The 12,632-nt window shown below is 36.7% G+C and carries 9 protein-coding genes and 2 rRNA genes; 7 read left to right on the forward strand and 4 right to left on the reverse strand.

Features of this window, described 5'->3' with window-relative positions:
- The 7 genes from ABJF52_RS11820 to ABJF52_RS11850 form a co-directional block, all read left to right on the forward strand.
- Positions 1–356, forward strand: a 23S ribosomal RNA gene (locus tag ABJF52_RS11820); the annotation flags it as partial.
- 145 nt (positions 357–501) lie between these two features.
- Positions 502–613, forward strand: a 5S ribosomal RNA gene (rrf, locus tag ABJF52_RS11825).
- Positions 614–767: 154 nt separating this feature from the next.
- Entirely contained in the window at positions 768–2,153 is a 1,386-nt protein-coding gene (locus ABJF52_RS11830) for a hypothetical protein (RefSeq protein ID WP_348150317.1), read from the forward strand.
- Positions 2,153–3,595 (forward strand): hypothetical protein, encoded by a 1,443-nt coding sequence (locus ABJF52_RS11835; RefSeq protein WP_348150320.1) that lies wholly within the window; start codon positions 2,153–2,155, stop codon positions 3,593–3,595. The genes ABJF52_RS11830 and ABJF52_RS11835 overlap by 1 nt, the downstream gene beginning before the upstream one ends.
- Complete coding sequence (locus ABJF52_RS11840; protein WP_348150322.1) at positions 3,592–4,362, forward strand: 3-ketoacyl-ACP reductase; 771 nt, start codon at positions 3,592–3,594, stop codon at positions 4,360–4,362. The genes ABJF52_RS11835 and ABJF52_RS11840 overlap by 4 nt, the downstream gene beginning before the upstream one ends.
- A 7-nt stretch (positions 4,363–4,369) precedes the next feature.
- On the forward strand, positions 4,370–4,591 hold the full coding sequence (locus ABJF52_RS11845) for a hypothetical protein (protein WP_348150325.1): 222 nt from the start codon (positions 4,370–4,372) through the stop codon (positions 4,589–4,591).
- The gene (locus tag ABJF52_RS11850) at positions 4,581–5,993 is read left to right on the forward strand and encodes a sodium:solute symporter family protein (RefSeq protein WP_348150327.1); all 1,413 of its coding nucleotides are present in this window, start codon (positions 4,581–4,583) and stop codon (positions 5,991–5,993) included. Before ABJF52_RS11845 ends, ABJF52_RS11850 begins: the two co-directional genes overlap by 11 nt.
- Positions 5,994–6,217: 224 nt before the next feature.
- Here ABJF52_RS11850 and ABJF52_RS11855 read toward each other — a convergent pair whose 3' ends face one another.
- From ABJF52_RS11855 to ABJF52_RS11870, 4 genes are read right to left on the reverse strand one after another with little or no spacing between them, the layout of a single operon-like run.
- Entirely contained in the window at positions 6,218–9,367 is a 3,150-nt protein-coding gene (locus tag ABJF52_RS11855; RefSeq protein WP_348150330.1) for a PVC-type heme-binding CxxCH protein, read from the reverse strand.
- A gap of 25 nt (positions 9,368–9,392) precedes the next feature.
- Positions 9,393–10,367: a Gfo/Idh/MocA family oxidoreductase gene (locus tag ABJF52_RS11860; RefSeq protein WP_348150333.1), complete on the reverse strand. Its 975-nt coding sequence runs from the start codon at positions 10,365–10,367 to the stop codon at positions 9,393–9,395.
- Between the two features lie 58 nt (positions 10,368–10,425).
- Positions 10,426–11,445: an NAD(P)-dependent oxidoreductase gene (locus tag ABJF52_RS11865; RefSeq protein WP_348150336.1), complete on the reverse strand. Its 1,020-nt coding sequence runs from the start codon at positions 11,443–11,445 to the stop codon at positions 10,426–10,428.
- A 31-nt stretch (positions 11,446–11,476) separates the two neighbouring features.
- Positions 11,477–12,589, reverse strand: a complete 1,113-nt coding sequence (locus ABJF52_RS11870; protein WP_348150339.1) for a zinc-binding dehydrogenase — start codon at positions 12,587–12,589, stop codon at positions 11,477–11,479.
- Positions 12,590–12,632: the final 43 nt, after the last annotated feature.

Below are 12,632 nucleotides of genomic sequence, written 5' to 3' on the forward strand. Positions count from 1 at the left end.
GAAGGTCCCAAGGGTTGGGCTGTTCGCCCATTAAAGTGGCACGCGAGCTGGGTTCAGAACGTCGTGAGACAGTTCGGTCTCTATCTACTGCGGGCGTTAGAAATTTGAGTGGATCTGACTCTAGTACGAGAGGACCGAGTCGGACTGACCGCTGGTGTACCGGTTGTTCCGCCAGGAGCATTGCCGGGTAGCTATGTCGGGATTAGATAAGCGCTGAAAGCATATAAGCGCGAAACTAGCCACAAGATGGGATTTCTTTAAAGGGCCGTGGGAGATGACCACGTTGATAGGCCACAGGTGCAAGTGCAGCAATGTACGCAGCCGAGTGGTACTAATTGCCCGTCAAGCTTGCGCAATATAAGTCCCTCCGTTTCGGCGGAGGGCGACAACCTTTCTTATTTGAAACGCATTTTTACTTAAAAAACACATTTCTTTTTACAAAACTGTCCCTTTATTATGTCATTTATAAAATTAGATATTGATATGAATCAATATTAAAATTTAGGTGGCCATGGCGGTGGGGCCCACCCCTTTCCATTCCGAACAGGGAAGTTAAGCCCACCAGCGCCGATGGTACTGCCCGAAAGGGTGGAAGAGTAGGTCGCCGCCTTTCTTGAAGACCCCTTCACTTTTGTGAAGGGGTCTTTTTTTGTTTAAGATTTATAACAATCTTATTTTTTATAATCTTCTGTATTTTCATATATTTAGACTGCTAGTATTAGTAGTCTTCAATAGAACTATTTTGTTCTGTTAATTTAAAATCCTAAATGAAAATAAATACAGAGATTAATCCCATAGATTTGGCATCGAAGCTTCAAAATTTATGGTCGTATTCAGGTGCCAAATTAAAAAATATGACTTCTTCTTTAGAAGGTGCGATTGGTTCTCCTGTGGTAACAGTAAATGGAAAATATGAACCTAGAAGTTGGACGGATTGGACACAAGGTTTTCAATTCGGGTCAGAACTATTGCAGTATAATGCAACAGGTGATGAATATTTTTTAAAATTAGCTATAGAAAATATAAAGACTAAAATGACATCACATGTGAGTCATTTTGGAGTTCATGATCATGGGTTTAATAACCTTAGTACCTATGGTAATTTATTAAGATTATTGAATGAAGGAAAAGTATCTAATGATAAGGGTTTAAAAGACTATTGTGTGTTAGCACTACAACTTTCAGCTTCTGTTCAAGCACAACGTTGGACATCACTACCAGAGGGTGGTTACCTTTATTCATTTAATGGTCCCCATTCTCTATTTGTAGATACCATACGAACCATTAGAATAATGGTAGCTGGTCATTTATTAGGTCATCACTCATCAGGTGAAAATGATATAAAAATAAATCTCCTGAAAAGGGCTTATCAGCATGCATTAGCTACAGCCAAATATTCTGTATATTATGGAGAAGGTCGTGATATTTATGATGAATGGGGAAGAACGGCTCATGAAGCAATATTTAATACAAATGATGGTAACTTTAGGTCTGCTTCAACACAGCAAGGTTATAGCGGGTTTTCAACATGGACACGTGGTTTAAGTTGGGCCATGTTAGGTTTTGCTGAGCAACTTGAGTTTATACAAAGTCAAGATGATTTACCAGAATTTGAGGAACTTGGTGGAAAGAAGTATTTGGAAGAAGTATTTTTTAAGGCAGCGAAGGCAACTTGTGATTTTTATATTGAGAATACGGCACTTGATGGTATTCCTTATTGGGATACTGGTGCACCAGGTTTATCAAACTTTCGAAATTGGAAGGAGGTGAATTCAAATCCCTACAACGAATATGAGCCTATAGACAGTTCTGCCGCTGCTATTGGAGCCCAAGGATTATTAAGACTTGGGAATTATCTTAAAAATGAAAATTCATCGGAAGCAAATAAATATTGGTCTGCTGGACTTACAGCAGCAAACACTTTACTTGATAAGCCTTATTTAAGTAATGATTTGCATCATCAAGGGCTGATACTACACAGCATATATCATCAACCAAATGGGTGGGATTACAAACCGGAGAATAGTAATATTCCTTATGGAGAAGCCTGTATGTGGGGAGATTATCATGCACGGGAATTAGCACACTACTTGAATGAAGTAATTAAAGGGGATTCATATTATACATTTTTCAAAGACATCAGAACTAAATAATGGCCAGTAAAAAAATTACACGAGTAGCTCAATTAAAAACCTCAGACAACTTTTTAAACCACCTTGCAGATATAGGAACAGAATTACCTTTTAAGGACAAACTAAGTGATGTTGGAGCTTCTAGCTTAGGTCAACCCTATACGCTTAAATCAGGAAAGTCAATAGGAAATAGATTCTGCATTTTACCTATGGAAGGATGGGATGGAAGTGCTGAGGGATTACCAAGTGAACATACAAAACGAAGATGGCATCATTTTGCAATTAGTGGGGCTAAATTACTATGGGGCTGTGAAGCGGTAGCTGTACGACATGATGGTCGGGCTAATCCGAATCAATTATTAATGAAAGAAGAACATCTTCCCGTTTTTAAAGATCTTTACACACAATTAGTAGCGGATCATAAGGAAAAGTTTGGATCTACAGCAGATTTAATGATTGGCTTGCAATTGACACATTCAGGTCGTTTTTCTATACCTAACAAAAAGGGAGAAAGAGAACCTAAAACGCTTTATAATCATTCCGTTTTAGATGCAAAATTTAATTTGCCAGAGACGCATCGCCCAATGACCGATGATGAAATAGATGAATTGGTGAATGATTTTATTAAAGCAGCTGGACTTGCTAAAGAGGCAGGTTTTGATTTTGTTGATATTAAGCACTGTCATGGATATTTAGGACATGAATTTTTAAGTGCTAGTAATCGTCAAGGAAAATATGGTGGCACTTTAGAGAATAGATTACGATTTTTACGCTCTATTGTCGAAGGAATAAATGCAACCAGTGGTATCGCAGTCGGTGTTCGTTTGAGTGCGTTTGATTTTGTGCCATTTAAAAAGGATGATTCCAATGTTGGTATTCCTTCAGATATAAAAGTTCCATATACGGAGTCTTTCGGAGGTGATGGAACGGGTTTGGGAATAGATCTTACAGAGGTTTATGAATTATTAGAACGTTTTGAGGATATGGGAATTGAATTGGTTTGTATTACAGCAGGTAGTCCTTACTATAATCCACATGTAACACGACCAGCTATATTTCCACCATCAGATGGTTATTTACCCCCAGAAGACCCATTGGTTGGAGTGTCTAGACATTTAAAAGTTACAGCGAGTCTTAAAAAGAAGTTTCCAAATATAGCTTTTGTAGGTTCGGGGTATTCCTATTTGCAAGAATGGTTGCCAAATGTAGGTGAAGCTGTTATTGATAATGATATGGCAGATTTTGTAGGCTTAGGTAGAATGGTATTAAGTTATCCAAATCTACCAGAAGATATTCTGAAAGGGAAAACTTTAGAACGAGGAAAAATTTGTAGAACTTTTTCAGATTGTACCACAGGACCTAGAATAGGATTATTGTCAGGTTGTTTCCCTTTGGATGCATATTATAAAAAAATGCCGGAGGCAAAAGCCGTTAAAACCTACAAGAAGGAAGCGCGATTATGATAAAAAATGTTTTAATAACAGGTGGTTCTAGAGGGATTGGATTAGGTATAGCTCTCGAATTAGTGAAAGAAGGTTGTAACATCGCCATTAATGGTGTAAGAGATGAATCACATGTCGAACCTGTACTCAATCAATTAAGAAGCTTTGGAACTCAAGTAATTTATTGTCAAGGAAATATTGCTATTGCAAATGATAGGGAAACGATTGTCTCCAAAGTTTTAAATGAGTTTGGCTGTATAAATGTATTGGTTAATAATGCAGGAGTTGGACCTAAAGAACGAATCGATTTATTGAAGACCAGTGAAGAGAGTTACGATTGGGTAATGGGAATAAATTTGAAAGGTTCATTTTTCATGACACAGACAGTAGCTAATCATATGGTAAAATGTAAAACATCTGATGCAGACTTTGAAGCGCAAATTATTAATATGTCCTCAGTAAGTGCAACTATGGTTTCTATTGAAAGAGGGGAATATTGTATTTCTAAGTCTGGAATGAGCATGATGACTCAATTATTTGCAACTCGATTAGGAGCGTATAATATTCCGGTATATGAATTAAGGCCTGGGGTAATAGAAACAGATATGACTGCTGGAGTTCAAGAGAAATATGAAAAATTAGTCACTGAAGGCCTTACGGTTGAACAGAGAATGGGCTTGCCAAAAGATGTTGCGATTGCTGTTTCAGCATTAGTAAAAGGGCAAATACCTTACGCAACAGGTCAAGTGCTTCATATAGATGGGGGACTTTCAATACCAAGATTTTAAGAATTATATGAAAACAAAACGTAATAAATTATTAGTGGTAATCGACGTGCTAGCAATACTTTTATTTGCTACAACTTTTAGCCCTTTTGTCATGCCTAGTGGTATAGTAAATCCTTTTATTTTGGGTGTTTGTTATACCATGTTTATGGGTTTTTTAGTCAGTGTATTATTTGTAATACTGGCTTTTTTGGTTTCACTTGTAAATAAAGAGAAAGAACATGCTGACTAAATTCATTATTGCTGGTACCGTTTATCTTGCAATCTTGATATTTCTTGTCAGGATTACACGTGTAAAAGAGAAAACAACATCTAATTACCTTTTAGGAGGTGGTAATGTTGGTTTTGTAATAGGACTATTTACAACTGCTGCAACTTTGTTTAGTGCATTTACTGTAATAGGAATGCCTGACTTCTTTAGAACGCATGGGGTTGGCGCTTGGATATTTTTGGCAGTATCTGATGCTATGATGGTTTATGGGTTAATTCGTGTTGGTGAATTGCTTCGTAGAAAAGCCCGTAAGTTAGAATTTAAAGGAATGTCAGGATTAATGGCTACTACTTATAAAACCAAACTAGCTGGATACGTTGCATTTGGTGGAGCTGTAGTTTTTTTAATTCCCTATATAGCAGTACAAATAAGTGGTATTTCAATTTTTTTAAACGCGGCCTTTCCTGATGCCATTCCTGTTTGGGGATGGAGTGTTATGATTGTGGCAATTATGATTTTATATAGTGAAACAGGCGGTTTAAGAGCAATAATGTATAATGATACTTTACAAGGTATATTGTTATTTATAATGATATGGATAGTTGGGTATAATTGTATTAATCATTTTGGAAGTATTGAATCTATGTTTAAAAAGGTTGAAACAATTAATGAAGAACTGCTATCTGTGCCAGGCCCTAAGGGTCTTTTTACACCACAATTTTTGTTAATATCAGCGATAGCAATTATATGTTTGCCTTTTACACAACCACAAATTTCGACGCGTGTAGTAATAATGAAGAGTAGTTCGGCTTTACGAAAAATGGCTATCGGCCTAGGAGTGGTAGCGATTCTAATTATTTTACCAACATTATTTATGGGTATGTATGGTGCAGTTTTGTATCCTGATGCTTCCACTCAGGATTTTATTGGTCATGTTTTACTACATGATCAAGCTTCAAGTGTGGCAGCGCTAGGGTTGGTTGGTTTAATTGCTGCTGCGATTTCAACATCAGATTCACAAATTTTTGCATTAGGATCGGAGTTACGTTCTTTACTTTCTATTGATGATAAAAAGGCAGTTTCGCTAACACGATTGTTCATATTCATTTTCGGAATTCTTGCGCTTATATTTTCAATAGTGAGTACAGAACATTTGGTTTTGTTAGCAAGAACAAGTTTTACAGGAACTGCTATGATGGCACCTATGATTCTTGTTGGTATCTTAAGTGCTAAAAAGCTGAGTAAGCTTATGCCTATTGCGACCTTAATAGCGCTACTTGTTTTTATTCTGGCTAAGTTGGGCGTATTGCCAGTAAAAATTGGCGCGTTACAAATAGAATTAGTTCTATTTATTTTTCTGGCCATTGCTGTGGTAGTTGAAACAGTTGTTTTAAAGAAAACGGATGTAGAAACAACATTGTAGTATTCACTTTTCTATATAATGTTATTTATGTTAGTATTCTTATGTTGATAAGAGAGAGCTGTAATTAAATGGCAACTTAAACTACGAATGTAATTTCGTTTTTTGATGTTTTTTCCATTCTAGTATTGCTAACTTTTACTCAATTACAGATAAATTAAAAAGCGAAATAAGCACAGTTTAATTGTGCTTATTTCGCTTTTATCTTATGATAATAAAGTTAGTTGTTATTCCATCGGATGCATTTTTAATAATTCATTTGGAGTATAAAAACCTTCTTTATCTTTTGCAGATTCACGTACCTCTTTAACTTTTTCAGCACTAATTGCAGATGCTTTATTTCCAAAAGCATTTCGCACAAAGGTTAATACCGATGCTACTTCTGTATCATTTAGCATTCCACCAAAAGGAGTCATAGGAACTTGGCCTGGATATTCTTTTCCATTTAATTCAAATGGACCCATTAGACCATGTAAGGTTAGTTTTATTAAGCGCTCTTCGTTTCCGGTAACCCATTCAGAATTGGCTAAAGGCGGAAATTGAGAAGCACTAAGTCCTTTTCCATCTGCTTGATGACAAGTAATGCAAAACCCTTCACGATTATATATTTCTTCTCCTTTTACAAAAAGTTCTTTTTCATCACCTTTTAAGTCAGTTTTAGTTCCTTTAGTTTCAGGGTCTTGTCCAACATTAACATCGTTTATATGTGCAAAGGCAGCTTCATAAGGTTTTTCCATCCATTTATCTAATGGTAGTTTTCCTGCAGCTTCGATAATTGGTAAACCTACTTCTTTGTCCAACCAAGATGCAGCTACAAAAGCTTCAAGTCGAACTCTAGGGTTTTCATCGGTAGCAGCAGTCATTAATAAATCTGCTTGATTTGGAATTTGATGTCCGGAGTAGCGTAATACCTTTACGGCAGCTGTACGTGCTCTAAAATCTTTTGCAGCTAACATTTGTTGAAGTAAATCTTTATCCACCGAATTTAATCCCCAAGTAACCCACAATGCTTCTAAAACATGGTGTTCGTATTTCGAATCTGTTTTATCTAAATCTTGTACCCACTCTTTAATTTTCGTTAAAACTTCGGAAGCGTCTCTAGCTCTTAATTCTCTTTTAGTTCGGTATCGAGTACGATATTCAGGTAGTTTTAAATTATCTAATAATTCTTCAATAGTAGCCCCTGCAACTTTTGCAGGTTCAACTAGTGATCTTGACGGGTATGTTATTCGATAGACTCTACCATGAACGTGATCACGTAACGGATCACGTGCATTATGTTGCATGTGGCCTACTAGTATATTTTGCCAATCGATTACATATAAAGAACCGTCAGGAGCAAATTCCATATCAACAGGTCTGAAATTGGTGTCGCTACTTCTAATTAAATCCAAACGATGTCTACTTAAATAGCCAGAACTGTTGGGGTCATCAATCATCGTATGTTGTTTTGTTCCTAAAAATCCAATTGTGTTATTTATAATGATATCACCTTGAACTTCATCTGGAAAATGACGACTAGAAATAAATTCTAAGCCAGAGGTAGGTCTAACACGGTGTTCATCTTCGATTAGGTTTTTAGGTTTCGGAGATGCTTGACCATAGCGCGGTAAAATACTACCAGGTGTCATCCAAGTCATATCAGGTCCTGAAGTATCGGCGAAAAATGGTTGACCCCAATCATCAAATGCCATTCCCCAAGGATTAGGAATTGGTAATTGTGCGGTTCTTTCTAGATGATGTCGCTGCGGACTATAGCGGTAGAAACCACCATTTGTTGCACGTACAGGTCCGTATGCTGTCTCAATATTTGTATGTAGAAAAACTCCTTCACCCATATATATTGCACCTGATGGGTCTGCTACAAATGCACCCGCAGTATGATGCGTATCGTGATCATCAAAACCACTTAATATAATTTCGCGTTCATCTGCTTTATCATCACCGTCAGTATCTTTTAGCAGCACAAGATTAGTACCTTGAGATACATAAACTCCTTCAGGTGCGAATTCAAAACCTATTGTAAGATATAAGTCATCAACAAAAGTTGTTTGCTTATCAGCTTTTCCGTCGTTATCGGTGTCCTCAAGAATAATTAATTTATCATTTGGTTTACTATCTCCGGGCTTATAAGCTGGATACGTTGGCATTACACCGACCCAAAGTCTACCTTTGTTGTCAAATGCCATTTGATTTGGATTTGCTAAGTCTGGAAATTCTTCTTCAGATGCGAAAAGCTCAACTTTATAGCCATTCGCTACGGTAAATTTGTCTAAGGAAGCTTTGCCAGTTATGTAACCCTGTTCAGCATCTCCCATGCCTTCATCATAATTTGATTTTACAGGAGGTAGAGTCCTTGTTTTGTTATCAGCAATTTCTAAATCCATTTTATTTCCAATATTAGCCTCCCAAATTGCTGTATCTCTAATTTTGGTCATTTGACTAATTTTTTCTTTCTCATATGGGTAATTGTCTGGTCCGAAAGGGTCATATCTTCTACCCCATGCGTGTACTCCATTTGGTAATTTGATGACATTGTGCCAATACCAATTCTTTTCGGATACCGCTTCGTGTACTAAATTTCTATTTGTTTCCTTGGTGTTTGCTTCTCCGAAAAAAGAGTCCGCTAAGAGCTTAGCCAATTTTTGATACCCGGCGTCATTCAATTGAAATCCATCAGCCGTCATTGCTTGAGATTCAGTGTTATACCAATTTTTACTAGAGGTAAATGCATCTAAGAAAATTACATTTTCTTCCGCAGCCACTTCGCGCATGGCTTCTGTATATAGTTTAAGATTTTTATTTTCCTGCACACCATCAGGTAAATCCATTGTAGCAGATAAGTTTTCGAAAGCAATAGGGGAAACCAATGCTAATTTTGGAGCACCTTCACCATTGTATTTTTGTGACTTTGTGTGCTTAATAAAACCTTGCAATTCCTTTTTATAATTATCTAATCCAGCTTCTCCTTCAAAAGATTCATTATAGCCGAAAAATGCTAGAATAATATCTGCTTTTAAATCGGTTAACCATTCATCTTCCGATGGGAAAAATCCAATACTTCCTGATTTGTTAGCTAATTCATTATGAAATTTTTCCGCTCCTGGAAAGGCCCAAGGTTCTTTGCGAGAAGAATGGGGGCGAAATCCTGGAGTATTACCTGGATCAGCCATATTTCGAATAAACAGCGTACTATCTGGGTATCTTAAATGCATTTCAGTTTCAAAATGCCCGAAATTCAACATTCTAGATGCTAAATTGTTGCCAATGAGGACAATGTGGTCGTCTTTTTGTATTGAAATAGCCCCTTCTTTTTTGTCAGCGCAGCCTATATTTAAAAAGACGGCTAAAAATAATATTCCAATAAATTTCTTCATAGTTCTTACCATCCTAAATCTGTCATTATTTATTAAATTGTACATGTACTCCTTGATTTACAGAACGCTCACAAGCTTCAATAATCTTTTGACAAGTTATTGCATCTTCAACACTTGAAAGCGGTTTTTCATTTTCACGTAAAACGTGATTTATAAAATGTGTTGCTGTATTCTTAATTGATTCCGGATAGCATTGATAAGTTTGCGAATGCGCGCCATTTCTATCATTAATAACAAAATCTCTATAACTATATCGCGTACTTCCTTTTGTTCCAATAACTTTAATAATACAGCTCCATGGGTCGCCGGCATGGTCATCATTGGCAAAGCTCGCACACAAATGACTTAAGGTGCCATTTTGCATTTGAATTGTAGCCATAGCTACGTTTTCTTGTGGAGCTAAGGTGTCGTCCACCGTATTTTTTAAACAAGATATTGTTTTCGGATTGCCCGCTAAGTACAGCATAGTGTAGCTATGATGTGTTAGGATTTGTCGAATTACCCCAGGATATCTAGCTCGAATTTCATCGGCATGATGAATATTGTACATCATATAAAATTGAGTGACATCACCCAATTTACCAGTTTCTATCATTTGTTTGGCACGCATAATACCTGGTTCATAAATATAATTATGAACGGGCATGCAGGTAACCCCAGCTTTGTCAATTGCTGTTTGCATCTGTTCCAATTCTTCGATTGAAGAAGCTGCAGGTTTTTCAACTAAAATATGTTTTCCGTAAGAAGCTGCTTTTATAGTGTACTCACAATGTGTTTCCATGTTGGTTAGTATGAATACAGCATCAATTTTTGGTTCTGCTAATAAATCATCAATATTTTTATAGACGTCGCATCCAAATTTAGCTGCCTTAACCTCGGCTTTAGCCGTAGTTCTGTTCCAAATGCCAACAAGTTCAGCTCCTGCTAAATCATTCACCGCTTCAGCATGTAAATCTGCAATATCGCCCGCGCCAATAAATCCTATTCCTATGGTTTTCATTTGTTTGTAGCTATTAATTTGGTCAGAAATATTTAGTTTTTACCGTTCTAATTATAATTTAGGAAGCTGGAGTTGAATATTCTAAAGTGCCTTTTTCTGCCATTTTCTTAAATTCAATAAGAGAGTTTTTTATGCCCTCCGAAATTTTACGTAACGGTAAATCGGAAAATGTATCTGCAATTTTTGTATGATCTAAATCACATACAAAAAGATTTGGTGGCGCATTTTCTGTTATCGATAACGAAACATAATCTCCCATTCCTAAAGCAGTAGCTTCTTGCTTTGCTAATTCTAAAAAGGATTGAATAGGAATTGTTTCACCTTGAATATTAAATGCACCAAAACCATCATACGATTGCAATGTTACTGCGGCAAATTGAGTACCCACATCTTCAACAAAATGATAATTTTCTCTGCCTTGATATGGCATAGCAAAAGGCATTAATTCTCCTTTATTTGCTCCTAGAACAATTGCTTTTAAGGCGTTGGTTGGCGCAGACGTTTTTCCTTTATCGCGACCTTTACCATATGTTGTATTAATTCGCAAACAAACTGTTGAAACTTTAGTGTTGTCATAAAACAAACGTGCCAAATGCTCTCCAGCGAGTTTCCAAATGCCATAGTGATTGGGAGGAGCTAGAGAAACATCTTCTGAAATAATGTCTTGAGGATACATAGAGCGCATACCATAAACCGCTGCAGAACTAGCAAACACAAACCGTTTTAAATTAGAAAGTTTTTCGGCAGCATCAAACAAAGCCATTGTTCCCCCAGTGTTAATTTCCATACCACCAATATGATCGTTGGAACAATCAGGGCTTTGATAAGCACCCAAATGAATAATATGTGTTGGATCTACTTCGAATAATACGCGTTTTATTTCATCGTAATTAGAAACGTCAAGAGTTACAAACTCTAGTCTAGAATCCAAATCTTCTCCAAGCCATAATTTTAACGGTTCAGTATTGTTTGAACGCGAAGCAACTACAATTTTATCGACTTGATTCGATTGTAATAATTTATAAATTGTGACCGAACCGATACATCCCGTTCCGCCAGTGATAAAAATTTTATTCATATTCTTGGTGATAATCTTTGATTTCAGTTCCTTAATTCATTTTAACAACCGCTTTCATATTTTGTGCTTTTATTGAATCTTCAAAAGCCTGAGTTACATTTTCAAATTCATACAAGTCAGTATAATGTTCTGCTGGAAAAACACCAGTTGCCATAAGCTTCATTGCCGACATATAGTCTTCTCTGCAAGAACCCATAGACCCACGCATATTCAAAGAGGTTCTTGTAAGATGAGTAGCATTGATTGGAACTTCTGACCCGTATGTTGCAATAACGCAGATATCTCCTTCTGGGCGAACTATTTCAATAGCTTCGCCAAGAACAGGAGGTACTCCTGAGCATTCAATAACTAAATCAACTTTACCATTGGTTCCGAAAGGAATCCCATTGTCATCCACAATTCCATTTTGTAATTGAGAAGTAAGTGAGTTTTCTGGTGAAACTATCAAAGTAATGAATCCCCGTTCTTTTGCTTTTTTTAATCGAATGTCCCTATCGTGTGCAAGACCAGTTACTGCAACGCGAGCTCCTGATGCACGGGCGACTTCAGCCGACATTAATCCTATAATACCACACCCAGTTACAATAACATCTTGTCCTGGTTTAATACTGCATTTGTTGTATAATGCATTCGTAATAATGGATAAAGGCTCAACAAGAGCACCTTGAGCAGGGGTTAATCCTTCTAATAAATGAACAACACGATCTGATTCTAAAACTACACGTTGACCAAACCCACCATTTCTATGAAAACCGATAATTTCTTTTTTTGGACAAAGGTTCCATTTGGAAACACTGCATGCAGGGCAATCTTCTTCTTGGCAACCTAACATCGCTAAAGGTGTAAAAATATCACCCACTTTAATATCGCCATGGTCACCAGGGCCTAGTTCTAAAACTTCAGCACTAAATTCATGACCAATTACTCTTGGGCGTTGTACCCAATCAAAATTAGCTTTTGCAATTGTGGCGCTATTGTCTGATCCACAAATTCCTGTGTAAAGTGGTTTTGCTAATATTTCGCCCTCTTGTAATTCAGGGATGTCCATAGTTACTACTTCAGCATTGCTAGTAACTGACACACCAGAATTTGGATATATCTTTTCTTTCCCTTGAAGACAAAATCCTTTTATTGATTCACTCATTCTATTAAATCGTTTTTAATATTTTTAATTCTAGCAAAATTTT

Source organism: Aurantibacter sp., from assembly GCF_039941195.1.
Lineage (GTDB): Bacteria > Bacteroidota > Bacteroidia > Flavobacteriales > Flavobacteriaceae > Aurantibacter_A.

What these genes read in the sequence shown, in the direction of transcription:
- ABJF52_RS11830 (WP_348150317.1), top strand. Translation starts at nt 768, where the DNA reads ATGAAAATAAATACAGAGATTAATCCCATAGATTTGGCATCGAAGCTT.
- ABJF52_RS11835 (WP_348150320.1), top strand. Translation starts at nt 2,153, where the DNA reads ATGGCCAGTAAAAAAATTACACGAGTAGCTCAATTAAAAACCTCAGAC.
- ABJF52_RS11840 (WP_348150322.1), top strand. Translation starts at nt 3,592, where the DNA reads ATGATAAAAAATGTTTTAATAACAGGTGGTTCTAGAGGGATTGGATTA.
- ABJF52_RS11845 (WP_348150325.1), top strand. Translation starts at nt 4,370, where the DNA reads ATGAAAACAAAACGTAATAAATTATTAGTGGTAATCGACGTGCTAGCA.
- ABJF52_RS11850 (WP_348150327.1), top strand. Translation starts at nt 4,581, where the DNA reads ATGCTGACTAAATTCATTATTGCTGGTACCGTTTATCTTGCAATCTTG.
- ABJF52_RS11855 (WP_348150330.1), bottom strand. Translation starts at nt 9,367, where the DNA reads ATGAAGAAATTTATTGGAATATTATTTTTAGCCGTCTTTTTAAATATA.
- ABJF52_RS11860 (WP_348150333.1), bottom strand. Translation starts at nt 10,367, where the DNA reads ATGAAAACCATAGGAATAGGATTTATTGGCGCGGGCGATATTGCAGAT.
- ABJF52_RS11865 (WP_348150336.1), bottom strand. Translation starts at nt 11,445, where the DNA reads ATGAATAAAATTTTTATCACTGGCGGAACGGGATGTATCGGTTCGGTC.
- ABJF52_RS11870 (WP_348150339.1), bottom strand. Translation starts at nt 12,589, where the DNA reads ATGAGTGAATCAATAAAAGGATTTTGTCTTCAAGGGAAAGAAAAGATA.